The 25,925-nt window shown below is 66.2% G+C and carries 27 protein-coding genes; 20 read left to right on the top strand and 7 right to left on the bottom strand.

Annotation, left to right across the window (positions count from 1 at the left end; genetic code table 11):
• The first annotated feature begins 15 nt into the window (after positions 1-15).
• A complete protein-coding gene (locus UB43_RS20300; protein WP_045214541.1) occupies positions 16-1,101 on the top strand; it encodes a polyamine ABC transporter substrate-binding protein in 1,086 nt (361 codons plus the stop codon).
• 14 nt (positions 1,102-1,115) lie between these two features.
• A complete protein-coding gene (locus tag UB43_RS20295) occupies positions 1,116-2,411 on the top strand; it encodes an FAD-binding oxidoreductase (RefSeq protein ID WP_045214539.1) in 1,296 nt (431 codons plus the stop codon).
• Positions 2,412-2,945: 534 nt separating this feature from the next.
• On the opposite strand, the gene UB43_RS20290 is transcribed toward UB43_RS20295, so the two are convergent.
• On the bottom strand, positions 2,946-3,746 hold the full coding sequence (locus tag UB43_RS20290) for a helix-turn-helix domain-containing protein (protein WP_256205194.1): 801 nt from the start codon (positions 3,744-3,746) through the stop codon (positions 2,946-2,948).
• A gap of 277 nt (positions 3,747-4,023) precedes the next feature.
• Between UB43_RS20290 and UB43_RS20285 the strand changes: the two genes are divergently transcribed.
• Positions 4,024-4,431, top strand: a complete 408-nt coding sequence (locus UB43_RS20285) for an MAPEG family protein (protein ID WP_045214536.1) — start codon at positions 4,024-4,026, stop codon at positions 4,429-4,431.
• 7 nt (positions 4,432-4,438) lie between these two features.
• Here the strand turns inward: UB43_RS20285 and UB43_RS20280 are convergent, their stop codons facing one another.
• Positions 4,439-5,479: an RNA methyltransferase gene (locus UB43_RS20280; RefSeq protein ID WP_045214533.1), complete on the bottom strand. Its 1,041-nt coding sequence runs from the start codon at positions 5,477-5,479 to the stop codon at positions 4,439-4,441.
• A 112-nt stretch (positions 5,480-5,591) separates the two neighbouring features.
• Between UB43_RS20280 and ampC the strand changes: the two genes are divergently transcribed.
• Entirely contained in the window at positions 5,592-6,734 is a 1,143-nt protein-coding gene (ampC, locus tag UB43_RS20275) for a class C beta-lactamase (RefSeq protein WP_045214532.1), read from the top strand.
• A 1-nt stretch (position 6,735) separates the two neighbouring features.
• On the opposite strand, the gene UB43_RS20270 is transcribed toward ampC, so the two are convergent.
• Positions 6,736-7,527, bottom strand: coding sequence for a LuxR C-terminal-related transcriptional regulator (locus tag UB43_RS20270; RefSeq protein WP_045214530.1), 792 nt, complete (start codon positions 7,525-7,527; stop codon positions 6,736-6,738).
• A 127-nt stretch (positions 7,528-7,654) separates the two neighbouring features.
• Here UB43_RS20270 and UB43_RS20265 point away from each other — a divergent pair, with 127 nt between their 5' ends.
• The 3 genes from UB43_RS20265 (at position 7,655) to UB43_RS20255 (ending at position 10,859) form a co-directional block, all read left to right on the top strand.
• Positions 7,655-8,470: a carbon-nitrogen hydrolase family protein gene (locus UB43_RS20265; protein WP_045214529.1), complete on the top strand. Its 816-nt coding sequence runs from the start codon at positions 7,655-7,657 to the stop codon at positions 8,468-8,470.
• A gap of 93 nt (positions 8,471-8,563) precedes the next feature.
• Positions 8,564-9,661 (top strand): polyamine ABC transporter substrate-binding protein, encoded by a 1,098-nt coding sequence (locus tag UB43_RS20260; RefSeq protein ID WP_045214526.1) that lies wholly within the window; start codon positions 8,564-8,566, stop codon positions 9,659-9,661.
• Positions 9,662-9,788: 127 nt separating this feature from the next.
• Positions 9,789-10,859 (top strand): MBL fold metallo-hydrolase, encoded by a 1,071-nt coding sequence (locus tag UB43_RS20255; protein ID WP_371318991.1) that lies wholly within the window; start codon positions 9,789-9,791, stop codon positions 10,857-10,859.
• A 316-nt stretch (positions 10,860-11,175) separates the two neighbouring features.
• Here the strand turns inward: UB43_RS20255 and UB43_RS20250 are convergent, their stop codons facing one another.
• On the bottom strand, positions 11,176-11,880 hold the full coding sequence (locus tag UB43_RS20250; protein WP_045214523.1) for an MgtC/SapB family protein: 705 nt from the start codon (positions 11,878-11,880) through the stop codon (positions 11,176-11,178).
• Between the two features lie 422 nt (positions 11,881-12,302).
• Between UB43_RS20250 and UB43_RS20245 the strand changes: the two genes are divergently transcribed.
• Together UB43_RS20245 and UB43_RS20240 are read left to right on the top strand one after the other, a co-directional pair.
• On the top strand, positions 12,303-13,097 hold the full coding sequence (locus tag UB43_RS20245) for an alpha/beta fold hydrolase (RefSeq protein ID WP_045214522.1): 795 nt from the start codon (positions 12,303-12,305) through the stop codon (positions 13,095-13,097).
• Between the two features lie 202 nt (positions 13,098-13,299).
• Positions 13,300-13,923 (top strand): cell wall hydrolase, encoded by a 624-nt coding sequence (locus UB43_RS20240; RefSeq protein WP_052969582.1) that lies wholly within the window; start codon positions 13,300-13,302, stop codon positions 13,921-13,923.
• Here UB43_RS20240 and UB43_RS20235 read toward each other — a convergent pair.
• The gene (locus UB43_RS20235; protein WP_045214517.1) at positions 13,920-14,441 is read right to left on the bottom strand and encodes an Rrf2 family transcriptional regulator; all 522 of its coding nucleotides are present in this window, start codon (positions 14,439-14,441) and stop codon (positions 13,920-13,922) included. The two genes, UB43_RS20240 and UB43_RS20235, sit on opposite strands and share 4 nt — an antisense overlap.
• 324 nt (positions 14,442-14,765) lie before the next feature.
• Here UB43_RS20235 and UB43_RS20230 point away from each other — a divergent pair, with 324 nt between their 5' ends.
• Entirely contained in the window at positions 14,766-15,968 is a 1,203-nt protein-coding gene (locus UB43_RS20230) for an NAD(P)/FAD-dependent oxidoreductase (protein WP_045214515.1), read from the top strand.
• Positions 15,969-16,035: 67 nt separating this feature from the next.
• On the opposite strand, the gene UB43_RS20225 is transcribed toward UB43_RS20230, so the two are convergent.
• Complete coding sequence (locus UB43_RS20225) at positions 16,036-16,644, bottom strand: TetR/AcrR family transcriptional regulator (RefSeq protein WP_045214513.1); 609 nt, start codon at positions 16,642-16,644, stop codon at positions 16,036-16,038.
• A gap of 103 nt (positions 16,645-16,747) precedes the next feature.
• On the opposite strand from UB43_RS20225, the gene UB43_RS20220 reads away from it, so the two are divergent.
• The 3 genes from UB43_RS20220 (at position 16,748) to UB43_RS20210 (ending at position 19,093) form a co-directional block, all read left to right on the top strand.
• Positions 16,748-17,980 (top strand): oxygenase MpaB family protein, encoded by a 1,233-nt coding sequence (locus UB43_RS20220; RefSeq protein WP_052969581.1) that lies wholly within the window; start codon positions 16,748-16,750, stop codon positions 17,978-17,980.
• Positions 17,981-18,083: 103 nt separating this feature from the next.
• Positions 18,084-18,782, top strand: coding sequence for an AzlC family ABC transporter permease (locus tag UB43_RS20215; RefSeq protein WP_045214511.1), 699 nt, complete (start codon positions 18,084-18,086; stop codon positions 18,780-18,782).
• Positions 18,779-19,093: an AzlD domain-containing protein gene (locus tag UB43_RS20210; RefSeq protein WP_045214509.1), complete on the top strand. Its 315-nt coding sequence runs from the start codon at positions 18,779-18,781 to the stop codon at positions 19,091-19,093. Before UB43_RS20215 ends, UB43_RS20210 begins: the two co-directional genes overlap by 4 nt.
• 13 nt (positions 19,094-19,106) lie before the next feature.
• Here UB43_RS20210 and UB43_RS28870 read toward each other — a convergent pair whose 3' ends face one another.
• Positions 19,107-19,667: a TetR/AcrR family transcriptional regulator gene (locus tag UB43_RS28870; protein WP_052969580.1), complete on the bottom strand. Its 561-nt coding sequence runs from the start codon at positions 19,665-19,667 to the stop codon at positions 19,107-19,109.
• 201 nt (positions 19,668-19,868) lie between these two features.
• On the opposite strand from UB43_RS28870, the gene UB43_RS20200 reads away from it, so the two are divergent.
• The 7 genes from UB43_RS20200 to UB43_RS20170 all read left to right on the top strand — a co-directional run bounded on the left by UB43_RS20200 (position 19,869) and on the right by UB43_RS20170 (position 25,910).
• Complete coding sequence (locus UB43_RS20200) at positions 19,869-20,204, top strand: hypothetical protein (protein ID WP_045214508.1); 336 nt, start codon at positions 19,869-19,871, stop codon at positions 20,202-20,204.
• Positions 20,205-20,278: 74 nt separating this feature from the next.
• A complete protein-coding gene (locus UB43_RS20195; protein WP_045214506.1) occupies positions 20,279-20,944 on the top strand; it encodes a M24 family metallopeptidase in 666 nt (221 codons plus the stop codon).
• 15 nt (positions 20,945-20,959) lie between these two features.
• Positions 20,960-21,301: a gamma-glutamylcyclotransferase family protein gene (locus UB43_RS20190; protein WP_045214505.1), complete on the top strand. Its 342-nt coding sequence runs from the start codon at positions 20,960-20,962 to the stop codon at positions 21,299-21,301.
• Positions 21,302-21,586: 285 nt separating this feature from the next.
• Positions 21,587-21,802, top strand: coding sequence for a hypothetical protein (locus tag UB43_RS20185; RefSeq protein ID WP_045214504.1), 216 nt, complete (start codon positions 21,587-21,589; stop codon positions 21,800-21,802).
• Positions 21,803-22,155: 353 nt separating this feature from the next.
• Entirely contained in the window at positions 22,156-23,655 is a 1,500-nt protein-coding gene (locus UB43_RS20180) for an APC family permease (RefSeq protein WP_045214503.1), read from the top strand.
• 119 nt (positions 23,656-23,774) lie between these two features.
• A complete protein-coding gene (locus UB43_RS20175; protein WP_045214501.1) occupies positions 23,775-24,956 on the top strand; it encodes an iron-containing alcohol dehydrogenase in 1,182 nt (393 codons plus the stop codon).
• A gap of 270 nt (positions 24,957-25,226) precedes the next feature.
• Entirely contained in the window at positions 25,227-25,910 is a 684-nt protein-coding gene (locus tag UB43_RS20170; protein WP_045214500.1) for a DUF2272 domain-containing protein, read from the top strand.
• Positions 25,911-25,925 lie beyond the last annotated feature (15 nt).

Here is a 25,925-nt window from a genome sequence, read left to right as displayed (position 1 = left end):
AATTCGGGAGTCGTCATGAGACTGCTGCGCACCCTTGCGCCCTTCGCCCTGGCCACGATGGCCATGGCCGCTCACGCTGAACCGACGGTCAGCATCTACAACTGGACCGACTACATCGCCCCGGACACCCTCGCCGGCTTCCAGAAGACCACCGGGGTCAAGCCGGTGTACGACGTCTTCGATTCCAACGAGACCCTGGAAGGCAAGCTGCTGGCGGGCCGTTCCGGCTACGACGTGGTGGTGCCGTCCAACCACTTCCTGACCCGCCAGGTGCAGGCCGGCGTGTTCCTCGAACTCGACCGCAGCCAGCTGCCGAACTGGAAGCACCTGGACCCGACGCTGCTCAAGCTGCTGGAACAGAACGACCCGGGCAACAAGCACTCGGTGCCCTACCTGTGGGGCACCAACGGCATCGGCTACAACGTCGCCAAGGTCAAGCAGGTGCTGGGCGTCGACAAGATCGATTCGTGGGCCGTGCTGTTCGAGCCGGAGAACATCAAGAAGCTCCAGGCGTGCGGCGTGGCCTTCATGGACTCGCCCGACGAGATGATCCCCTCGGTGCTCAACTACCTGGGCCTGGACCCCAACAGCACCAACCCGGCGGACTATCCCAAGGCCGAGGCGAAGCTGGTGGCGGTGCGTCCGTACGTCACCTACTTCCACTCCTCGAAGTACATCTCGGACCTGGCCAACGGCAACATCTGCGTGGCCTTCGGCTACTCCGGCGACGTGTTCCAGGCCGCCGCGCGGGCCAAGGAAGCGAAGAACGGCATCGAGATCGCCTACAGCATTCCCAAGGAAGGCGCGAACCTGTGGTTCGACCTGATGGCGATCCCCTCGGATGCCGGCCATCCGGAGCAGGCGCTGGCGTTCATCAACTACGTCCTCGATCCAAAGGTGATCGCCGGCATCAGCGAGTACGTCGGCTACCCCAGCGCCAACGCTGACGCCAAGACGCTGCTGCCCGAGGAGATGCAGAACAACCCCGAGGTCTTCCCGAGCCAGGCCGTGCTCGACAAGCTGTACATCGCCAAGGCGCCGCCGCCCAAGATCATGCGCCTGATGACCCGCAGCTGGAGCAAGATCAAGTTCAACCAATGAGTCGAGAAACTCCCATGAAGCACACCGAGGAGCACGCCGCGTCCTACTACGCCGCGACCGCCCGCGACCGTCAGCAGTACCCTTCCCTCACCGGGGATGTGCGGGCGGACGTCTGCGTGATCGGCGGCGGCTTCACCGGCGTGAACGCAGCCCTGGAGCTGGCCCAGCGCGGCCACTCCGTGGTGCTGCTGGAGGCCCGGCGCATCGGCTGGGGCGCCAGCGGGCGCAACGGCGGGCAGCTGATCCGTGGCATCGGCCACGACGTCAGCGGCTTTGCCAAGTACGTCGGCGAGGAAGGCGTGCGCTACCTGGAGCAGGCGGGTGTCGATTCGGTGGCCCTGGTCGCCGAACGCATCCAGGAGCTTGCCATCGAGTGCGACCTGCGCTGGGGCTTCTGCGAGCTGGCCAATACCCCGGCGCAATATGCCGCGATGGTCCGCGAGCAGGAGTCACTGAGCACTTCGGACTACCCCCACGAGACCCGGCTGGTACCGCCGGAACGCATGCGCGAAGTGGTCGCCAGCGACTGCTATGCGGGCGGGCACATCGACATGGGCTCGGGCCACCTGCACCCGCTCGACCTGGTGAAGGGCGAGGCCCGCGCGGCCAAGGCCTTCGGCGCGCAGATCTTCGAGCAGAGCCCGGTGCTGCGCATCGAGCACGGTGCGACCGCCGTCGTTCACTGCGCCCAGGGCCGCGTACTGGCGAACACCCTGGTGCTCGGCTGCAACGCGCATCTGGAGGAGCTGGAACCGAAGCTGACGGGCAAGGTGTTGCCCGCCGGCAGCTACGTAGTGGCCACCGAGCCGCTGTCCGCGGAACTGGCGGCGCAGCTGATCCCGCAGAACATGGCGCTGTGCGACCAGAAGGTGGGGCTGGACTACTACCGCCTGACGGCCGACCGTCGCCTGCTGTTCGGCGGCGCCTGCCACTACTCCGGGCGCGACCCGGCGGACATCGGCGCCTACATGCGGCCGAAGGTGCTCAAGGTGTTCCCGCAGCTTGCGCAGGTGAAGCTCGACTACCAGTGGGGCGGCATGATCGGCATCACCGCCAATCGTTTCCCGCAGGTCGGACGGCTCAAGGCCCATCCCAATGTGTACTTCGCCCAGGGCTATTCCGGCCACGGGCTGAACGTCACGCACTGGTCGGCCAAGCTGCTGGCGGAAGCCATCCACCAGGGCGAGAGCAAGGGGCTGGACCTGTTCAGCGCCGTGCCCCACCTGACCTTCCCCGGCGGCAAGCTGTTGCGTTCGCCGCTGCTGGCACTGGGCATGGCGTGGTATCGGGTGCGCGAGCTGCTGGGCTGACGTTGTAGGAGCGAGCTTGCTCGCGAACCCGTCCCGGCGCCGCCGGTTGCCGATCGCGGACAAAGTCCGCTCCTACGCTCAACGGTTACGTGGGAGCGGACTGCGTTCGTGATGCTCCGGCGCGCAGGCTGTCGCAGGCATGGCCAGCTCCTACAGGCAAACTCCGGTGTAGGAGCGGGCCATGCCCGCGATCCGCGGACAACGTCCGCGCCTTGGATGGAGCGCCGATATCAGGCCCGGCCACCCAGTTTGGCCGTGGTCTTCGGATACTCGCCGAACAGCGCGAAACGAGTTGCTTGGCTGACGTTGTAGGAGCGAGCTTGCTCGCGAACCAGTCCCGGCGCCGCCGGTTGCTGATCGCGGACAAAGTCCGCTCCCACGCTCAACGGTTACGTGGGAGCGGACTCCGTTCGTGATGCTCCGGCGCGCAGGCTGTCGCAGGCATGGCCAGCTCCTACAGGCAAACTCCGGTGTAGGAGCGGGCCATGCCTGCGATCCGCGGACAACGTCCGCGCCTTGGATGGAGCGCCGATATCAGGCCCGGCCGCCCTGCCTGGCGGTGGTCTTCGGATACTCGCCGAACAGCGCGAAATACGACTGGGAAAACCGTCCCAGGTGCCAGAACGACCACTTCATCGCCACCTCGGCCACGGTCATGCCGGACTCGGCGGCGGCCAGCAGGTCGCGCCGCGCCGCGTTCAGGCGACGATTGCGCAGCCAGACGATGGGCGGGATGCCGGCGTAATGCAGGAACGACTGCTGCAGCGTGCGCGGCGAAACGCCCACCTTGGCGGCGAGATCGGCCATGCCGAACTGCTCGTCGGGGCAATCGTTCACCACTTCCTTGACCCGCTGCACCACGCGCTTGGCCTGGACGACGGAGCGCGCGCGGCGTTCGCCATCCAGGGGCGCTTCGCAGAGCAGCGAGAAACAGTGGGAGACGATGCTCTGCGCCACGCCCGGCGCATCCATCGGGTCGTTGCCGGCCGAGGCACCGGTGAGCAGGTTGCTCAGCGAGGTTGCCACCGACTGGCAGTGGCCCGAGCGCAGTGGCGTCAGCACCAGGTCGGCGAAGGCGTCGGCCGGCTGGCCCCAGTTCGCCGATTCCTTGATCACCACTGCCACCTCGCGGTAGTTCTCCGGCGTGACCCAGGCGTTGCGGGTTTCCCCGTCGAGCAGGTAGAGGGCGTTGTCGGACATGTCGAAGCTGAACACCAGCGCACCGGGCGGAGCGTGGAATTCCTGCTCCACGCGCAGGTTCATCTGCTCCTCGTAGAGTTCGATCCCCTCGACCTCGGCATGCAGGATGCGCCCGGCGAAGCGCCCGGCGGACATCTGCGTGTACTGCTGCTCCCAACCAGGAATGGCTATGCGCTGCTGATCTACTTCTTGTGCTTCGACAACCCGGATCGCCATACCCAGCCCTGCTGGTTTTTTCAGATGGGGAAGGCTACCAACCCGAACCCCGCCGGCGCAAGCCAAAGGCAGCAGCCATCGGCCCTGCAGGGCGTTTCAGCGGGCACGCAGGGCGCCGCTTCCGGCCTTGGACGGCCGCCCATCGATCCGCCTATAGTCGGCCTGCCAATCCGGCCGCCGTGAAGGATCACCCGCCATGCACCCGCTCATCCTGCCCATGGCCACCCAGGTGGCGTGGGCCGCATTCCTCTATGTGCTGCTGACGGTGGCCCGTGCGCCGAAGGTCTGGGGAATCGGCCAGCGAGCGGACGGCAGCAACCCCTGGGCCGAGGTGGAGCCGCGCATCAGCGCCAACCTGTCCAACCAGTTCGAATGGCCGCTGTTCTTCTACGTCGCCTGCCTGCTGCTGATCCAGAACCAGGTGAACCTCGCCGCCGCTACCGCGCTGGCCTGGCTGTTCATCGCCGGCCGCGTGGCCCACAGCGGCGTGCAGATTCTCACCCGCAACGTGCGACTGCGCGGCCTGGTGTTCACGGTCAACTTCCTCGCCGCGCTCGGCCTGTGGGTACTGGTCGTGCTGGCGCTTTCCGGCAGGGCCGCCTGAGGGGCCGCTAGGCGGGGCGAGTGCGCCGCCCGGTGCTGGCGATCAGCCCGCTCGCCCGCGCACGCAGCTGGCCGCAGCCTCCGTCGACATCCTGCCCGGCGCTGTTGCGCACCTTGGTCAGCACGCCGCGGCTGTGCAGGTAGCGGACCATCTCGACGATGCGTTCACTGTCCGGGCGCTGGTACTGGTCGCCTTCCAGGGCGTTGAACGGGATCAGGTTGAGCACGCCGAACTTGCCCTTGAGCAGCCGCAGGATGCCGTCGAGTTCTTCCTGGCTGTCGTTGATGCCCTTGAGCAGCGTCCACTGGTACTGGATCGGATAATCCGTGGCACGCGCATAGGCCTCGCCCTGCTCCACCAGTTCCTCGGGAGTGAGCTTCGGTGCACGCGGCAGCAGGTGCTCGCGCAGCTCAGCATCAGTGGTGTGCAGCGATAGCGCCAGGGCCGGCTTGATCCGTTGCTGCGGGAGACGCTCGAAGACGCGTGGGTCGCCCACGGTGGAGAACACCAGGTTCTTGTGGCCGATGCCGCCGTCGGTGCCGAGGCGGTCGATGGCTTCGAGCACGTTGTCGAGGTTGTGCGCCGGCTCGCCCATGCCCATGAACACCACCTTCTTCACCGGCCGCACGCGCCGCGCCAGCACCAGCTGGGCGACGATCTCGGTGGTGGATAGCTGGCGCAGCAGGCCGCTCTTGCCGGTCATGCAGAAGCGGCAGCCCACGGCACAGCCGACCTGGGTGGACACGCACACGCCGCCGCGCGGCAGCAGCACGCTTTCCACCATCTGCCCGTCGGCCAGGCGCACCAGCAGGCGCTCGGAGTTGTCGCCAGCGGGATGACGGGAATGAACGGTCGCCAGGGCATCCAGCTCGGCGGCGATCTGCGCCACGCCGTTGCGCACGCTGAGCGGCAGGAAGTCCTCGGTCGCCTGGCGCTTGGTGCCGGCATCCAGCGCCTTGCCCTGCAGCCAGGCGCGCAGCATCCGGGCGCGGTGCAGGGGCAGCGCGCCAAGGTCGGCAAGGCGTTGGTCGAGGTCGGAGATTCGCATGGGGCGCGAATCCTACCACTGCCGTGCGCGGCGGCGTAGCGCTGCCGGTCTGGCTGGAGACCTGCGGGGAGTAGTGCTAGGGTCAGCCCATTGCACTGCCCAGGAAGTCGTCATGCATCGGAACGCCCCACTCGCCCTCGCCATCCTCCCGCTTCTGTTCACCAGCCTCGCCCAGGCCGCCCCGCCGGATTTCGACGCCAAGGTGAACAAGCTCGCCCAGCAGGTGATGCGCGAACAGAACATCGCCGGCCTCGCCATTGGCGTGACCGACCGCGGCGAACAGCGCTTCTACAACTTCGGCGTGGCGTCCATGGAGAGCAAGCAGCCGGTGAGCAGCGACACGCTGTTCGAGATCGGCTCGGTGAGCAAGACCTTCACCGCCACCCTCGCCGGCTTCGCCCAGGCCACCGGCAAGCTCAAGCTGCAGGACAGCCCGACGCGCTACCTGAAGGAGCTGCGCGGCAGCGCCCTGGACCAGGTGACGCTGCTCCAGCTCGCCACCCACGTCACCGGCGGTTTCCCGCTGCAACTGCCCGATGAGGTGAAGACGCCCCAGCAGCTCACCGACTACTACAGGACCTGGCAGCCGCAGTACCCCGCCAACACCCAGCGGACCTACGCCAACCCCAGCATCGGCCTGCTCGGCATCGCCACCGCGCGCGCCCTCGACGTGCCGTTCAAGACCGCGATGCAGCGCAATGTCTTTGCCCCGCTGGGGCTGAGCAATACCCACATCGATGTGCCGGTGACCCGCCAGGGTGTCTATGCCCAGGGCTACGACAAGGACAACGCTCCCGTGCGGGTGAACCCCGACCAGATCGCCGACGAGGCCTACGGCGTGAAGTCCAGCAGCCGCGACCTGCTGCGCTTCGTGCAGATCCAACTGGGCGAGGTGAAGCTCGGCGACAAGCTGCGGACGGCGGTGGATGCGACGCGCACCGGCTACTACCAGGTCGGCCCGATGACCCAGGACCTGGTCTGGGAGCAGTACGCCTACCCGCCCAAGCTCGCCGAACTGCAGCAATACAACGGTCCGTCGATGGTGCTGGAGAGCCAGCCGGTGAAGGCGCTGCGCAAGCCCCTGCCGCCCCAGCAGGACGTCTGGGTGAACAAGACCGGCGCCACCGGCGGCTTTGGTGCCTACGTCGCCTTCGTCCCGTCGAAGCAGCGCGGCATCGTCATCCTCGCCAACCGCAACTACCCCAACGAATTGCGGGTGAAGCTGGCCTGGGACATTCTCTCCAGGCTGAACTGATTCAGGCCTGCGCCTGGGCCTTGAGGAAGAGTGCGAACAACTCCGGCTGCGACTTGATATTGAGCTTGGCGTAGATGTGCCGGCGATGGACTTTCACCGTCTCGGCCGAGATATCCAGCTTGTTCGCCACCTCCTTGTTGGAGCAGCCGCTGAGTATCAGGCGGATCACATCCAGTTCGCGGGCGGTCAGCGGCGTGCCGAGGCGTTCCATGGCCTGCTCCAGGTCGCCCTGCCAGCGCTGCGGCTGACGCGTCGGCGCCTCGCTCACCGCGGCCTCGAAGAACAGCCGCTGGCGCATCAGGCCGGCCACCCAGGGACGGGCCAGTTCCAGCAGCGCCAGGTGCTCCGGGGTGAAGCGGCTCGGGCTGCCGAGTGACAGGCAGAGGGTGCGCGTCTCGTCGATCGGCACGTTGTAGTGCACCTCGTCCTCCTTCACGTTCTGGTTGAAGTACAGGCGGTAGTACTCCGTCTGGGTGAAGCGCTCGGGCGCCACCTCGGCGAGACGAAACAGGCCGCCCACCGGCTTCTCGCGGTTGGCGATGTAGAACGGATCGAGCAGGTACAGGCCCTGGATGTAGTCGTGGAACAGCGGGTCGGGCGAATCGCCCTCGTAAGGGCTCTCGGCGAACGGATAGGGCCGGCCATCGCTGAACATCACGGCCACCCAGGAATCCACCGGCACATAGTCGCCCAGCACGCGTACCAGCGAACGCCAGAAACCGGGGCCGTCCAGTTCCTCGATCAACTGCCCTATCGCGCGGTGCCAGGCCATGTCCGCAAGGCTCAGGTTCATGCTCGTACCCCCTGGGGTTAACTATTCGGCGTGATAGGAAATTCCTAGGCGAAACGCATACTTGCATTGCCTTCGGGAGCTTGTCACTGGCCCGTGGGGCCCATACGAACAACAACAAGGTCCAGACATGAAACTCGAACTGGTACAGCTCGCGGCGCGTGACGGCGACACCGGGCATAACCTGCAGCGCATCCTCAAGGCCATCGCCACCTGTGCGCCCGATACCGATCTGCTGGTCTTCCACGAGGCACAGATCACCGGCTTCCTCGAAGCCGACAACATCGCCAGCAACGCCGAGCCGCTGGATGGCCCGAGCGTGCGCGCGATCCAGCAAGCCGCCCGCGACTGCGAAGTCGCCGTGGTGGTCGGGCTGATCGAAAACGATGCCGGGCGCTTCTACAACACCACGCTGTTCATCGCCCCCGAAGGCATCCAGGCGAGCTACCGCAAGACTCACCTGTGGGTCGGCGAACCCGGCCTGGTCGAGCCCGGCGACCGCTATGTGAGCTTCCAATGGCGCGGCGTACGCATGGGCCTGCTGATCTGCTACGACACCGAGTTCCCGGAAACCGCTCGCGCGGTGGCGGAACTGGGCACCGAGCTGTTGCTGGTCACCGACGGCAACATGGAGCCCTACGGCCACGTGCACCGCACCTCCATCGCCGCCCGCGCCCAGGAGAACCAGTTCTTCGCCGTGGTGGTGAACCGCGTCGGCGACGGCAGTGACGATCTGGTCTTCGCGGGCGGCAGCGCCGCCGTCGACCCGTTCGGCCACACCCTGTTCGAGGCCGGCCGCGGCGAATGCCGGCACAGCGTGGTACTGGACCTCAGTCAGATCACCGCCGCCCGGGCACTGTACGACTATCACCGGGAAAAGCGCTTCCAGCTGCCCGGACAGCGCATCGAGCATGCCGATGGCCGGCGCGAGCTGCTGATTCCCTGAGCCGTCCGCGGCCCTTTTACGGATGCAACCTGCCGATAACAATCACAACGAAAACCGCCGGCGCTCCTTGCGAACTCCGGCCAGGAGCGCCCCATGAAAGCCCCCTTCCTCCTCGCACCCTTGCTGGCACTTGCCAGTCTGTTCGGCGCCGCCTCGGCCGCTGAAACCCCCACCGTTCACCTGTACAACTGGTACGACTTCATCGCCCCCGAAACGCCCAAGGCCTTTCAACAGGAAACCGGAATCAACCCGGTGCTGGATGTGTTCGACAACGCCGAAGTGATGCAGAGCAAGCTGATGGCCGGACGCACCGGCTACGACGTGGTGGTGATCAGCGGCGATGTGCTGCCCAACCTGATCAAGGCTGGCGTGCTGCAGGAGCTGGACCGCTCGAAACTGCCGAATTGGCCACACCTGGACCCGGAGGTGCTCGCCACCCTGCAACGCAACGATCCCGGCAACCGCTACGGCGCGCCGTACATGTGGGGCACCACCGGCATCGGCTACGACGTCGACAAGCTCCTCCAGCTGTTCGGCGATACCCCGCCGGTGAACACCTGGGACCTGATCTTCAAGGAAGAGAACATCGCCAAACTCAGCCAGTGCGGCGTGGCCATGCTCGACGCGCCGGGGGAGATCATTCCCATCGCCCTGCACTACCTCGGCCTGCCCAGCAACAGCCAGAACCCCGACGACTACCGCAAGGCCGAGGAACTGCTGCTGAAGATCCGCCCCTACGTGCGCTACTTCGACTCGTCGAAATTCATCACCGACCTGGCCAACGGCAACACCTGCGTGGTGGTCGGCTGGGAAGGCGGCGTGTTCGACGCGCGCCTGACCGCCGAGCGCGCCGGCAACGGCCGCAGGATCGCCTACAGCATCCCCCGCGAAGGCGCACCGGTCTGGGTGGAGAACTTCGTGCTGCTCAAGGATGCGCCGCACCCCGAGCAGGGTCTGGCTTTCATCGACTACATGCTGCGCCCGGAGGTGGTGGCCAGGAGTTCGGACTACGTCGGCTACCCCAATGCCAACCGCGACGCCACCGCGCTGGTGGACAAGAAGTTGCGCGATGATCCGGGCGCCTACCCCTCGAAGGAAGTGATGGCCACCCTGTTCCCGGTCGAACCGCTGCCGCTGAAGGCCGAGCGCATCCGCACCCGGGTCTGGAGCAAGGTGAAGACCGGGACCTGAGTCGCTCCATCAGCGCCAGCAATATTCGTTATCAAAACGCCGGTAATGATCCCTGGCGGCGGAACCTGTAGCGTGTTCAGCTGAAGCATTCCGCCACCAGAGGATCAGTGCCTTGCCCCGCCTCCCACTGCAACGCGCGCCCATCGGCGACTACGACCATTCGCCGCAATCGCGCGGCGGCCGCTTCCATAACCTCAAGCCGCGCTCTCCCGACATGCCAGAGCCCAGCGCGAAAGTGCTGTGGGACGTCCTGTTCAACAAGCCGAAGAACACCGTGCCGCGCGCTCCGGTGCCCGTGCGGGCGCTGATGCCGGACGAACTGGACGCCGCGCCGGACCGCAGTCTGTATCGCCTCGGGCACTCCACCCTGCTGCTCAAGCTGCGCGGCGGCTGGTGGCTGACCGATCCGGTGTTTTCCGAACGCGCCTCGCCGTTCAGCTTTGCCGGGCCCAAGCGCTTCCACGCACCGCCGATTGCCCTGCGCGACCTGCCGCCGATCCGCGGCGTGATCCTCTCCCACGACCACTACGACCACCTCGACCGCGCGACCATCGCCGTGCTCGCCGAGCGCGCAGAGGTCTTCCTCACTCCGCTGGGCGTAGGTGATCGCCTGCTGGACTGGGGCGTACCGGCCCAGAAGATCCGCCAGCTGGACTGGTGGCAGAGCACCACGGTGGACGGCCTGTGCCTCACCGCTACCCCGGCGCAGCATTTCTCCGGCCGTGGTGTACGCGACGGCAACCGCACCCTGTGGTGTTCCTGGGTGATCGAGGATGACAGCCTGCGCATTTTCTTCAGCGGCGACACCGGCTACTTCGACGGCTTCGCCGAGATCGGCCGGCGCTTCGGCCACTTCGACCTGACGCTGATGGAAACCGGCGCCTACAACGAACACTGGCCCTACGTGCACATGCACCCGCAGCAGACCGTGCAGGCGCACCAGGACCTCAACGGCCGCTGGCTGCTGCCGATCCACAACGGCACCTTCGACCTGGCCATGCATGCCTGGTACGAACCCTTCGAGCGCGTGCTGGAGATCGCCGGTGAACGCGGGCTCGCCGTCACCACACCGATGATGGGCGAGCGCATCGACATCCAGTCTCCGCACCAGGGCGAGCGCTGGTGGCGCGGCGTGGTGGCCGAGGAGGCTCGCGCACCGGCGCCGCGCTGTGGTTGCCGTGCCGCCCGCGAGAATTGAGTCCGCAGTGGCCTGATGCCAATCGCGGACCGAGTCCGCTCCTACGCACGGGATAACGCCTGCACGTGTAGGAGCGAGCTTGCTCGCGAACAGCCCTGGTAGCGGAGCTCAGCCAGTTCGCAAGCAAGGACTAGGCGCCCCCTCGGTCCTACAAAAAGCCATGGGCTCGCCTGTTCAGTCGCTGGCCAACTCGAAAACCTGCACGTGTAGGAGCGAGCTTGCTCGCGAACAGCTTTGGCAGCGGAGTTCAGCCAGTTCGCGAGCCAGGACTAGGCGTCCCCCTCGGTCCTACGAAAAGCCCTGGGTGCTCGCCTGTTCAGTCGCTGGCCAGCTCGAACAGCTGCCAGCGCACCGAACTGACGCCCTTCTCCAGGCTGATGCGGCTGACCATGCGTTCCAGCTGGCCAGCGGCGCCGTGGCCGCCGAGCAATTCGGCGCGCACTTCCAGTTTCGCCGGGTTGGGCTGATCCTCGCTGTGCAGCGATTGCAGGCGCAGTTCGCTGCTGTCCAGGCTGTGCAACATCAGGCTGCGCACCTGGATCTCGTCTTCGGCGCGGCAGATGATCGCAACGCCATAACGCTGCTCCGCCTCATTGGCCGGCAGCACGTCCTGATGGTTGATGCGCTGGGCGATGTCGCGCAGCAGGATGTTGGCGCAAAGCACCACCACGCTGCCCAGCGCCGCCTCCAGCAACAACCCCATGCTGCACAGCACACCGATGGCAGCGGTGCACCAGAGCGTGGCGGCGGTATTCAGGCCGCGCACATTCAGGCCATCGCGCATGATCACGCCGCCGCCGAGGAAGCCGATGCCGGACACCACATAGGCGGCGATGCGCGGGGCGTCCGCCGAGAGCCCCGGCATGGCCTGGGTCATCAGCACGAAAAGGCAGGCGCCGGTGCTGACCAGCGCGTTGGTACGCAGGCCGGTGAGGCGCTGGCGCAGCTGGCGTTCGGCGCCGATCAGGGCGCCCAGGATGAGTGCCGCGGCGACCCGCAGCAGGAAGATTTTCCAATCCATGTTCCACCTCGTTCGCGGCGCTCGGCCGCTCCATGCGCCGGGCAATGCCGGCGCGCATTCGGGGGATGGATTGCGAGGGAGCGAAGGGCCGGATCGGCCCCGCAGGGGAATGGTGAGACGTCATCCCTTGGCGGGATGCGTATCGCCACTGTCCGCAACGCAGCGAGACAGTGGCAGGGTTCTGCCGGACGGCTCGCTGTTCAGACCTGTCGCAATCGACCAGGGCAAGTGTCCAAGGCAGGACTCCTCTATTGATTCAAAAAAAGCGACCGGGCCCGGTGTGAGCACTGCCCGGGACAGCCCCGGCCGCGAGTCGTCATCATCCCCGAGCAGCCTTAAGGTTTCCTTAGTGCCCGGCCAATGCTTGGCACCGGCCGTGCCAGGGCCCTACCATGCGCCTCAACCCCGATCAGGAACACGTCATGTCGTCCGCCATCGTCACCCGCGAGCACTGGATCAGCAGCGAGAAAGGCCAACTGTTCGCCCAGGCATGGACGCCCGCCGAGATCACCGGCGAGCCGATCCTCCTGCTGCACGACTCGCTGGGCTGCGTGACCTTGTGGCGCGATTTCCCGCAGCAGCTCGCGCGCACCACCGGCCGCCAGGTCATCGCCTACGACCGCCTCGGGTTCGGCCGTTCCGACCGCTATCCCGGTGCCCTGCCCCTGGACTTCATCGAGGACGAAGCGCGCAGCTTCTTCCCCCTGCTGCAATCGCACTTCGGCTTCGAACGCTGCGTGGTATTCGGCCACAGCGTCGGCGGCGCCATGGCGGTGACGTGCGTGGCACAGCATGCACAGGCCTGCACGGCGCTGATCACCGAGTCGGCCCAGGCTTTCGTCGAACACCAGACCCGCGACGGTATCCGCGCCGCGGAACTGGAGTTCGCCCGCGAAGGCCAGCTGGAACGCTTGCAGAAATACCACGGCGACAAGGCCTTCTGGGTGCTGCGTGCCTGGGTCGATACCTGGCTGTCCGACGACTTCAGCGACTGGAACCTGGATGCGGAACTGGCGCAGGTGAAGTGCCCGATCCTCAGCCTGCATGGCGAACAGGACGAATACGGCTCGGCGGCGCACCCGGAGCGTTTCACTTCGGTCCCCGGCGTCCCGACGACGCTGAGGCTGCTGCCCGATTGCGGCCACGTTCCGCATCGCGAGCAACAGTCGGCGGTACTGCAGGCAGTGAGCGATTTTCTTCCGCGCCATCTGTCCTAGGCCCCGACATTCGCGGGGTACGCCGGCTACCGTCTGGCTGGAAAGTTGAATCTGCTTGCGCGCGGCACAGTCGCAACGACCAGGCGCAGTCGCCTCGCTTCGTCTGCACGGATCGAGGCGGCCTCAAGGGCGTCGTTGCGCAGGTGCCGAAAGGGGCCAGAACAACGACCAGACTGATTTCGTTGCGCAGGTAGGTTCGACCATGTGCCGCCTTTTCCTTCCGTTGTTGCTGCTCACCCTGTGGGCGCCCTCTTCCTTCGCCGCGTCCATCGGCACCTCCACCGACGAGAAAGCCCAGGCCGCGGTGAGCAAGGGCGAAGTGCTGGAACAGCAGGTCGCCCACCCCTCCACGGCAGTCACCACCGCCGCCCCCATCACCAAGGCTGAAGTGAAAGCCGTCGACCCGGTCGGCAAGGCGCCGCTGGACGACGCGGTTGTCTGCCTGTCACGGACCATCTACTGGGAAGCCAAGGGCGGCGGCAAGGCGGACATGGAGGCGGTCGCCAATGTCGTGCTCAACCGCATGGGCCACGGCGGCTTCCCCGACACCGTGTGCGGGGTGGTCAAGCAGGGCCAGGAGCAGAAACACTGCCAGTTTTCCTGGTGGTGCGACGGCCGCTCTGACCAGGTGGAGGAAAAGAACCGCTACGACATCGCCAAGGAAATCGCCCGCAAGGCGCTGAACCAGCAACTGGGCGACCGCACCCGCGGCGCGATGTACTTCCACGACCGCCACGTCTCGCCGTCCTGGGCGAAGGAATACATCCGCACGGCAGAGACCGACGAGTTCGTCTTCTACAAGCCGCGCGGCGGTGATGCGCGTTAGCTGATGGCGCTGGTGCCGTCGCGCTGGGCATCCATCCAGCGCACCAGGGCCTCGCCGAACTCCGGCGGTGCCTTGCGCCCGACGCGGCGCGCGAGGTCCAGCACGGTGTGCTGGGCCAGGGCTTCCTCCATGCGCTTCTGCGCGGTCAGCATGACCGCGTGGATCGAGCAGGTGCCGCAGGTCGCCCATTCCGGCGGCGAGCCTTCGAACACCGCGCAGCGGCCACGGATGTCGCGGCATTCGAAGATCTGCTTGTCGCCGTCGATGGCCTTGACGATATCCAGCACGGTGATTTCGTCCGCTGGCCGCGCCAGGCGGAAGCCACCGCGCACGCCTTCGGTGGCCGCCACCAGCCCGGCCTTGGCCAGCTTGGTGAAGACCTTGGCGAGCAGTTCCTGGGGCACGCCCTGCAACTCCGCCAGCGCACGCACGCTGGAGTCACGGTTGTCACCCTTCTCGTCTGTCAGAAAGAGCAGGCAGTGAATGCCGTACTCCACCCCTGCACTGTACAAAGCCATCACAAACTCCGACTATATCAGTCGCACTATTCTCAAGCCCAGCCGGGCACCCGGCAAGCACTTAAGCATGCATCCTGACGAACTGTCATCCACAGCATAAGGCTTTCAGCGCTTCAGAGCGTTCTGACGCATAAACAGAAGCAGCGGCATTTTCCCACGCCGACCATGACGAACGGTCGGAGTTTGTCGTAGAAATCGGTTGCACTTGATAACTACGACAAATATAGTCGTAGTTATCCGAGGCGAGCCGGGAAGCGAACCGCTCCGATATCAGGCACTCGGGAACCCAACCACCTGGATTGATCCTTTTCGTCGGAGAGCCCCATGAAACAACGCATCCTGATCGTCGGCACCGGTTTCGCAGGTATGTGGAGCGCCCTGAGCGCCACGCGTCTGCTCGACCTGCACCAGCGCGACGACGTCGAAGTCGCGGTCCTCGCCCCCCAGGCGGAACTGCGCATCCGCCCGCGCTTCTACGAGCCGAACGTGCACCAGATGGCCGCGCCGCTGGGCGAGCTGTTCGGCGCCGTGGGCGTGACCTTCATCCAGGGCAGCGCCGAGCAGATCGATGTCGACGGCCGCCAGCTGGACTACCGCAGCCACACCGGCGAGATCGCCACCCTGGGCTTCGACCGCCTGATCCTCGCCAGCGGCAGCAAGGTCGCCCGCCCCGCCCTGCCGGGCATCGAGCACGCCTTCGACGTGGACGAGATCGACCAGGCCGTACGCCTTGAAACGCACCTCCGCGCGCTGCACCAGTTGCCGGAGTCCACGGCGCGCAACACCGTCGTCGTCGCCGGCGGCGGCTTCACCGGCATCGAGACCGCCACTGAGATGCCGGCGCGCCTGCGCGAAGTGCTCGGCGCGGACGCCAAGGTGCGCGTCATCGTCGTCGACCGCGGCAACGAGATTGGCGGCGCACTGGGCGTGACCTCGCAGTCCGTGGTGGCCGAAGCCTCCGCCGAACTGGGCGTGGAATGGCGCCTGAAGTCTTCGGTGGAATCGATCGACGAGAACGGCGTGACCCTCTCCAGCGGCGAGCGCATCGAGGCAAAGACCGTGATCTGGACCGCCGGCGTGCGCGCCAGCTCGCTCACCGAACAGGTCGCTGGCGAACGTGACCGTCAGGGCCGCCTGCACGTGGACCGTAACCTCCAGGTGATCGGCCAGGACGCGGTGTTCGCCACCGGCGACACGGCCTACGCCGCCACCGACGACGTCGGCAACTACGCGCTGATGACCTGCCAGCACGCCATCGCCCTGGGCCGCTCGGCCGGCAACAACGCCGCCGCCGACCTGCTGGGCGTAGCCCCCATCCCCTACAGCCAGCCCAAGTACGTGACCTGCCTGGACCTGGGTGCCTGGGGCGCGCTGTTCACCGAAGGCTGGGACCGTCAGGTGCGTTTCCAGCGCGAGGAAGGCAAGAAGATCAAGACCGAGATCAACACCGTGTGGATCTACCCGCCGGCCGCCGATCGCGCCACCGCGCTGGCAGCCGCCGACCCGATGATCCCGGTCGTGGCCTGATGCGTTGAGCCAAGCCCCGGTTGGCGCGAGCCTGCCGGGGCTTTTTCATGCCCAGCCCGCGGCACTCCTAGACTCGCAGCCTGCCATGCGGCAGGCAGAGCGACTCGACCATCCGCGCCAGCGTATCGATCACCTCTTCGCGGCCCAGTAGCGGCCGTGCCTCGCCCAGGTAGCGCGCAGTGGTGTACTGCACGGAGTTGATCACCACGAAAAGCACCGCCGGCAGGTTGTCGATGCGGTAGTCGTCAAAGTGGCGCATCAGGTATTGCCGGCACACCTCCATCATCTGCTGCTCCAGGGTCTGGAACACCGGCGCGGAATTGAGCCGGTGCAAATGCCGCAGCAGTTCGCGCTGCGCCGCATCGCCCTCGACCTGCTCGAAGATGCCCTCCAGCACCGCACGGGTAACGCTGCCGATGTCCGCGCCCAGCAAGGGCGTGACGCGCTCGTGCACCACCTTCATCAGCGTGCCGGCGCGCTGCATCAGCAGGGCCTCGACGATCATCTCCTTGTTGGCGAAGTACTGGTAAAGCGAGCCGACGCTCACCCCGGCGCGGCGTGCCACGTGGTTGGTGGTCAGCCCGTCCAGGCCGTGCTCGCCGATTTCCAGCGCCGCGGCCTCGACCAGCACGGCCACCATTTCGCTGGCCCGCTGCTGCTGGGGTTGCTTCCTCATGCCTCTCTCCTGGTGCGAGCCGGACGCGAGTTGAATGCGAGCAAATACTCGCAATAGCGTAATTCGAGGAATCCACCCGACCACCCAACCAAGGTATGAATCGATGAGCGCAACCGCCCTGCCCACCCGCCACGGCGCCGACCTGCAGCGCGCCCGGCGTACCGCCGCGCCGGTAAGGCGCTTCCTCAAGGGCCCGAGCGAACCGGACGCTGCCACCTGGCAGGCCATCGGCGAGTCCCTCACGGTGGGTGATGCGCCCATGGACGCGCTGGTGGCGTGGATGTTCGAAGTCGGGATCGGCACCGGTATGCGCCTGTACGAACAGGCGCTGAACCAGGGCATTGCCGCCCTCCCCGAGGCACCCGAGGCACTGAAGCACTTCTTCGCCCGGGTCGACGCGCTGCCCGCCTGGGTCGACCTGCAACGCCTCGACAAGGGTGCCCGTGCCTGCGGTCTGTCGGGGCTCACCGGTATGCGCGTGCTGCGTGACCTGGGCCTGCTGGCTGGCTATCAGGCGTCCGGCATCAACCGCACCCTGGTGCTCACCGGCGCGCTGGAGAAAGGCCCGCAGCGGCGCGTCGCGGAAACCACCAAATGGTGGATCGACTGCACCCGTCCCGGCGGCATGTCCCGCGGCGCAGCAGGCTATCGCGGCACGTTGCATGTACGTCTGGTGCATGCCCTGGTGCGACGGCGGGTTTCACGGCTGCAAGACTGGGACTTCGCGCACTACGGCCTGCCGATCAACCAGGGCGACATGCACGCGACCTACCTGGCCTTCTCGGCGATCTTCCTGATCGGCCAGCGCATGCTGGGTGTGGCCCTGAGCCGGCGCGACCGCGAAGCCATCGTCCACCTCTGGCGCTACATCGCCTGGCTGATGGGCGTCGAGGAGCGCTGGCTGTGCGCCAGCGAGAACGATGCGATCCGCGCGCTCTACCACAACCTGCTGTCCCAGGCGCCGCCGGACGACAGCAGCCGCATCCTCGGCTCCGCGCTGGTGGACGAGCCGCTGCAGCGCCACTACGCCAACTTCGCCTGGCTGCGCGGGCGGCTGAACCGGGCCATCCACCTGAGCATTGCCGGCACCTTCATCGACGCCCAAGGTCGTCGCGCCCTCGGCCTGCCCGGCGGCAGCCTGCCCTGGTACCCGCTGTTGACTGCGCCGCCGCGCTTGCTCTTGCACTGCCTGCTGCGCGCGCTGCCCGGTGGCCGCGATTGGTTGGTGCGCCACGGGCTGCAAAACCAGGAGGATTACCTGCGCACCCTGTTCGGCGGCGCCGATCCGCGACTGGTTTCCCCTACGCAGCTGGCGGGAAGCGAACAGCAGCCCTGACGGTGCCGCGGCATGCTGCGGGCGCAAACAGCAAGAATGTTCAAGCCAGGCGACCTGTTTCTCTGCCACGCTCAAAGCACTTACCTGCCTGCAAGAAACATTCATGTCCCAAGATCAGCTTCCCTCCCGCGCCTTCCTCAAGGGCGCCCTCGACATCATGCCGCTGTCGCTCGCCGTGCTGCCCTGGGGCCTGCTGGCCGGCTCCCTGGCCATCGACGCCGGGCTCTCGCCGCTGCACGGCCAGGGCCTGTCAGCCATCGTCTTCGCCGGCGCCGCGCAACTGGTAGCGATCGGCATGCTCAAGGGCGGCGCCGGGTTCTTCTCGATCATGATCACCACCCTGCTGCTGACCTCGCAGCACCTGCTCTACGGGATGACCATGCGCCCGGTGATTTCCCCGCTGCCGGGGCGCTGGCGCGCGGGGCTGGGCTTCCTGCTCACCGACGAGCTGTTCGCCCTCACCAGCGGCCATGACCGCGAGACTTTCAACCGCTGGTATGCCCTGGGCGTGGGCCTGACGTTCTACATCGCCTGGAACCTCTTCACCCTCGCCGGCGTGCTGGTGGGCACCAGCATTCCCGGCCTCGAGCACCTCGGGCTGGACTTCTCCATCGCCGCTACCTTCGTCGCCTTGATCGTGCCGGTGGTGAAGAACATTCCGACCGTGGTCTGTGTCGCCGTCTCGCTGTTCTGCTCGGTGCTGCTCAGTTACTGGCAGGTCGGTTCGGCGCTGGTGCTTTCCGGGCTGGCGGGGATGTTTGCCGGCTTCCTCTGCCAGAAATTCTCGGGGGTGCGCGCATGATGGCCTGGGCAGTGATTTTCGGCATGGGTTTGATCGTGTTCTTCAACCGCTACGTGTTCCTCGAACCGCGCCTGCCGATCCGCCTGAGCAGCAACGTGCGGCAGTTCCTCGGCTTCGCCGTGCCGGGAATGCTCACGGCAATCTGCGGCCCGATCGTGTTCCTTCCCGAGCACCAGTTGAACCTGCGCGTGGACAACCCCTACCTGCTCGGCGCCATCGTCGCCGTGGCGCTGGTGCTGTGGACGCGCAATGTGCTGCTCAGCGTGCTCCTCAGCATGGGTGCGTTCTACCTGCTGCGCTGGTGGCTGTGACCGGCGCCCGGCTTCAGCCCGCCGCGCCCCGCCCGTAGTACGCCAGCACCAGTTGCACCAGCGCCTCCTCGATGCCCTCGCGCCGCCCCGGCGCCAGGGCACCGGGGTCATCCAGCAGCGCGCGCAATACGCCGCCAACGGCGTGGGCGAGGACGAACACCTCGGCCTCGTCGAGCTTGCGCAGCTGCTGGTCATGGCCGATCAGGCCGTGGGTCACCAGGTGGGTCATGATGCTGCCGCGCAGGGCTGGCAGCGGGCTGCCGCCGCCACGGGTCATCAGGTAGTGCATCAGCGCCTTGTGCGCGCCGGTGCGCCCGCCGTAGGCACTGACGGCCGCATGGACCACCGCGCGGATGCGCTCGCCGGGCGTCTCCGGCGGCCGGGCGGAGAGCGCGCCCATGATGCCGGTGGCCAGCGCCGCCAGCTCGCGCCGGGCCAGCTCGTCGAGGATGCGGTCCTTGTTGGGGAAGTACTGGTACAGCGAGCCGACGCTGACGCCGGCCAGTTCCGCCACGTGGTTGGTGGTGAATCCCTCCAGGCCGTGACGTTCCAGGATGCGCCGGGACGCCTCCAATATGAGCTCGACCTTCTCCAGCGCCCGCGCCTGCCTCGGCAGGCGACGGCTATCTGGCTGATTTTCCGCTGTTTTTCGGTTCACCTGGGGCCACCGGGAAAGCGAGTACAGCAAACGCCGCGTCCTTCCTATCATGGCAGCCACAACGAAGCCGGCAAGGCGAGCGGATGAACCGCAGCGGCCGGCCCGGGAGACCCCGCCATGAGCCACAAGAGCCACACCGCCCAACTGGACGACGACATCTGCGTGCATATCTTCGCCGCGTCCGGCGCCATGGTCGGCGTGTGCCTGACGGTGGTCGGCATCCTGCGCATCATCGTTGGCCAGCACCGCGTCGACCTGATCGGCCAGGACATGCTCGCGGTGAACACGGTGATCTACCTGGCCACCACCCTCGCCGCCTATTTTGGTCTGCGCACCCGCAAGCTGCAGCGCAACCATCGCCTGGAACGCATCGCCGACACCCTGTTCCTGGTCGGCCTGAGCATCACCACCCTGACGACCGCCTTCATCGCCTGCGCGATGTCCTGCTGCTGAACCAGCGATTGAATTTCCCCACCGCTATGTAGAAATATATATGGCGATAAGGTTGTCGCTCAGGGAGAAGAACAATGAATACTGCCGTGTACGCCAAGGAAGCCGTCGGCGCGACTTACGCGCTGGAGTCGATGCAATACGCCCAGGCCCGCACCTGGGAAGCCGTGGACGCGATCGCCGCCGCGATCCTTCCCGGCATGACCGAACTGGAGGCCGTCGCCATCGGCAAGCAGGTGCTCGCCGACCTGGACATGGAGCGCATCTGGCACCCACTGCTGATCCGCTTTGGCGCCAATACCCTGAAGACCTTCAAGCAGCGCTCCGAGGGCAACCCGGTGCTGGGTGAGAACGACATTTTCTTCATCGACATGGGCGTGGTCTGGCGCGGCCATGAAGGCGATGCCGGGGCCACCTTCGTCACCGGCGACGATCCGGACATGCGCGCCTGCGCGGCAGCGGCGAAGACGCTGTTCGAACGCGTCGAGGCGCGCTGGCGCGAGACCGGCTGCAGCGGCGTCGAGCTCTATGACTTCGCCCACCAGCAGGCCGAGGCCATGGGTTGGAAACTCAACCTGGACATCAAGGGCCACCGCGTCAGCGACTTCCCCCATGCCATCTACCGCGCAGGCGACCTGGGCGACTACGCCGAGCCTCCCCGTGGCGGCCTGTGGATCCTGGAAATCCAGCTCGCCCACCCGAGCAAAGCCTATGGCGCCTTCTACGAAGACCTGCTGGCCTGACCCGGAGCCCATGCGATGAGTGAAAACGTACTGCTGTTTTCCTACGGCACCCTGCAGGACAAGGCCGTGCAACTGGCCAGCTTCGGCCGCGAACTGCAGGGCCGCGCCGACGCGCTGGTGGCCTTCCGCACCGACTGGGTGGAGATCACCGACCCGGCCGTGCTCGCCACCAGCGGCAAGACCCACCACCCCATCGTCCAGTACAGCGGCGAGGAAGCCGACCGCGTGCCCGGCACTGTCTTCGAGATCACCCCGCAGGAGCTGCAGGCGGCGGACGCCTACGAGGTATCCGACTACCAGCGGATCAACGTCCGGCTGCAATCAGGCCTGCAGGCTTGGGTCTATGTGAAGGCCTGAGGCCCTCGCCCACTCGTTAGGCGCCTTGCATGGATTCATTAGCCCGGCTTCAGGGTCGATCGTTTTTCGATCAGCCATGAGCAGCTGGCTACTTTCCCTGAGCCCCGAAACGGCAACGGCTGCAGGCTGATCTTCCATTCGGCGAGGATCGATTCGGAAGGCTTGCGATCAGCGATTCGATCATTCCCAGCAGTTTTCCTCATGGGTTCGTCCGGTGACCGGTCAGTAGACTATGGCCACTCGCGAGCAACACCCATCAGAAGTCCACTACCCGAGAATTCCCTCATGAAACTGCTCACTGCCAGTGTCCTGTCCCTCGCCGCCCTGCTCGCCAGCCAGGCTTCCATGGCCGAAGAATCCGCCCTGATGACCAACCGCCTGACCGCAGCCAACTACCAGGCCATGCAGGCCACTCGCGACAAGGCCGATGCCGAGCAGCAGACCGCACAGAACGCCCAGCCGGATGCCGAGAAAAAGGCCGGGCAGGACAAGCACTGCTGATACCGCTGCACACCGGGAGCGCGCTGTCGCTCCCGGTTCCCGCCTTGCCCACCCGCCCAACCTGATCCCTCGACGCCCGATCCTGCACGGGCAATCCCCTGCCTGCCCTGGCATCATTCCGGCACTTACCTCACAAACATCAGCCCGGCTTGATGTCAGCCCAATCAAATATGAATTTTTCCTGATGCGGCAGCGCCCTACTCTGGCCACGCGCTGCACTGACAGCGCCAGTTACTCAGCCGTCCTCTAGAGACGCGGGTTCTCGATAACAACTCCAACTGCCCCGAGGATCTCCCATGCGCCCCGTCATGCCTGGCCGTGAATCCCCCTTTCCCTGTACACCGGAGGCCGGCATGTCTGACCTTCGCAGTTCCACCGCCGCCAATGGCGACGAAAGCCTGCTCGCCAGCCACGGCTACCGTCAGGAACTGGACCGCGGCCTGAACCTGTGGTCGTCGTTCTCCGTCGGCTTTGCCACCATTTCCCCGGTCGTCGGCATCTACTCGGTGATGTCCCTGGGCGCCATGAGCGTCGGGCCGTCCTGGGTGTGGATCGTGCCCCTGTGCCTGCTGCTGCAATTGACCGTGGCGCTGGTGTACGCCGAGCTGTCTTCGCAGTTCCCCCTGGCCGGCGGCTGCTACCAGTGGGTGCGCCGGCTGATCGGCGACCGCGCGGCCTGGTTCACCGGCTTCCTCTACCTCGCCTCCGCCCTCGCCTCGCTGACCACGGTTGCCTACCTGGGCGGCTTCTGGCTCGGCCTGCTGGTCATCGGCGAACCGCCATCGGCCAACGCCCAGGTACTCTGCGGCGCCGCGCTGCTGGCCCTGGGGCTGGGAGTGAACCTGCTGGGCATCAACCCGCTGAAGTACTTCGTCAACGCCGGCATCTTCGCCGAAGCCATCGCCTCCATCGGCATCGGCGTGCTGTTGCTGCTGTTCTTCCGCAACCACTCCTTCGAGCTGCTGTTCAGCAGCCTCAATGCCCTGGAAGTCTCCGGCGGTACCTACTGGAGCGGCTTCCTGACCGCGCTGGCCGTGGGCGGCTGGGCCTTCCTCGGCTTCGATGCCTGCTCGCAGATTTCCGAGGAAACCACCGACGCCCGCGTCTCCACGCCGCGCGCCATCCTGCGTTCGATGCTGGTGGTGGGGCTGACCGTGATGCTCACCGCCTTCGCCGTCACCCTGTCGTACAAGGACCCGGCCGCCGTGGTCAGCGGGCAGATCATCGACCCGGTGACACCCGCCGTGGTGGACGCCTTTGGCGCCTGGGCCGAGCAGCCGTTCGTGGCCATCGTGCTGGTCGCCTTCGTCGCCTGCGTGGTCTCGGTGCAGACCTACATCGGCCGCGCCATCTTCGGCATGGCCCGCGATGAAATCCTTCCCGGCTCCGCCCTGCTGCGCCGCGTCGACAAGCGCAAGGTGCCGATGGCGGCGATGGTCTGCAGCACCCTGCTGGCCAGCCTCGGCCTGGCGCTGGGGCTGAACGCCACGGCGGTCGGCACACTGATCGCCTTCGGCAGCGGCGGCTTCTTCTTCGTCTTCCTGATCGTCGCCGCCAGCGCGCTGTACGCCCGCCTGACCGGCCGCTGGGACCCGGACAAGGGCGCGCTGAAGCTCGGCCGCAAGGGCTTGCTGGTCAACGTCATCGCCGTGGTCTGGCTGGTGTTCGAGGCAATCAACGTGGCCTGGCCGCGGGAGATGCTCGCTCCGCCCGGCGCGCCCTGGTTCCAGGTCTGGGCCGTGGTCGTGGTGTTCTCCGCCCTCGCCCTGTTCGGCCTGGCCTACCTGTTCATCGCCAAGCCGCACCGCCGCATCGCCACCAGCCTGAGCTTCGCCGGCCGCGCGGTCGGCTGATCCAGCTCGGCTGAATCAGCGGCGCCGGTCCAGACCGGCGCCCGCCTTTCCCTCCTTCCCACCGCTGGCTTCATGAAGAGCCGGCACGGGCAGGTCATGCCTGAAATCCGGAGTTTTTCATGTCCACCCTGAACTACTGGAACTACCCCACGGAAATCCTCTGCGGCGTCGGCGCCCTCGACCAGTTGGCCGAGCGCTGTCGCCTCGCCGGCATGCGCAAGCCGCTGCTGGTGACCGACCCCGGCATGCTCGAATTGCCGCCGCTGCACGAAGTGCGCAACCGCCTGGAGGCCGCCGGCATCGACTACGCGCTGTTCCACGGTTTTTCCAGCAACCCCGCGCTGGAGGAAGTCACCGCCGGCGCCCTGGCCCTGGCCGAAGGCGATCACGACTCGCTGATCGCCCTGGGCGGCGGCAGCGCGCTGGACGCGGCGAAGGGCATTGCCCTGCTCAGCCGTGATGCGAACGGCCTGCGCAACTTCGAATGGTCGCAGCTGATCGAGCGTTACCCGACCCTGGGCGACCATCCCGCCCTCGACCTGCCACCACTGATCGCCATTCCCACCACCGCCGGCACCGGTTCCGAGCTGGGCCGCGAGGCGGTGCTGACCGATACGGCGCGCGGCATCAAGATCGTCGTCGGCCATCGCGAGTTGCTGGCCCACTCGGTGATCCTCGACCCGGTGCTGACCGTCGGCCTGCCGAAGTCGCTCACCGCCGCCACCGGCATGGACGCCCTGACCCACCACCTGGAGTCGCTGTTCTCGCCGCTCTATCACCCCATGTCGGCCGGCGTCGCCGTCGAAGGCGTGCGCCTGGTCAAGGAGCACCTGCAGCGCGCCGTGCACAACGGCACCAACCTCGCCGCCCGCGAGGGCATGCTGGTGGCCTCCGCCAGCGCCGCCGTGGCGTTCCAGAAGGGGCTGGGCGGCGTGCACGCGCTGGCCCACCCGCTGGGCGCCAGGCATCACAAGCACCACGGCCTGCTCAACGCGGTGCTGCTGCCTTACCTGCTGGTGGCCAACCGCACCGCCATCGAAGCCGACGCCACGCGCCTGGCGCGTTACCTGGAGCTGCCGGAAGCGAGCTTCGACGGTCTGCTTGGCTGGGTGCTGGAGCTGCGTTCGGCGGTGGGCATTCCCCACACGCTCAAGGAACTGGGCCTGGACGGCGAGGACGCCCAGTGGGTCGGCGAGCAGGCAGTCGCAGACATTTCATCCTCCGAGACCAACGCCCTGCCGCTGCTGGCCGAGGACTACTCGCGCATTTATCTCAATGCGGTAGCCGGGCGGCTTGCGTAACCCTCCACGCTGGATCGACGACGGCGGAAGATAACCGACGCACTGCGCTCGGGCTCCGGATGATGAGCAGTGAAGCCTGCTCGTCGCCGGAACCGCGCGGTCGCGTCGCCCCAGGCGCCATGCTCGCCAATGGAAATAATGACGATATCCAAATTGCAGGACCCACTCCGAATGACTCGATTAAATTACAAACCGGTCCCTCGGAAGTAACCGCACAACAGCCAGAAGACGCAATCGGCCCTGTCATGAAAACAACGTCAGGAAACCAGCATGTTCACAGAAGAATTACTGGAACGTACAACTTCTGAATGGGAAAGATTCGGAAAGGACACCGGCCGCAAAGATAAATACATAGCCCCGGACAAATCCACGACCACAGAGAAGTCAACCGGCGGAAAGCTCAACCCGAGAAAGGAAACTTTCGAGCCCTATTCCAGCCGGATCGCCGATTACTGGCTGGCAGTGGAGAGCAAGGATTACAAGAACCTGGTCAAGACCTATGCAAAGGACAAGGGCAGGCTTGACGGAACCATCGACATTGCCTGGTCGGCGGCTTTTATTTCCTATTGCATGCAAATGGCCGGTGCCGGTGCGTCCTTTCCTTACTCGCCAGGGCACTACCGCTGGATATACAGCTCCATCAAGAACAGAAAAAGCAACAAGCTCTCTGCAAATCTGGTTGGCTACCGTCCCGCGGAACTCCCCTTGAAACCCGGCGATCTGCTGGGCAAGTCGAGAACCACTGGAATTGCCTATGACAACGTGCTCGATGTTGGCTGGTTTGAAAGCCATTCGGATGTCGTCGTCGAGGTCGACGCTGGCGAGGGCAAGGCATTCGTTATCGGTGGCAACGTCGGCCAATCGGTGGGCAAGGTCGAAGTGAAGCTCACTCCCGAGGGGCTGGTTGCGAACCCTGCTGAATGGCTCGTGCACATCAGGAACAACATTCAGTAACAGCGACCGGGTTTT

This window comes from Pseudomonas sp. 21, from assembly GCF_000955805.1.
In the GTDB taxonomy this organism is placed as follows: domain Bacteria; phylum Pseudomonadota; class Gammaproteobacteria; order Pseudomonadales; family Pseudomonadaceae; genus Pseudomonas.
The sequence above is the reverse complement of the archived record's forward strand: the minus strand, read 5'-3'. Positions and strand labels throughout refer to the sequence as shown.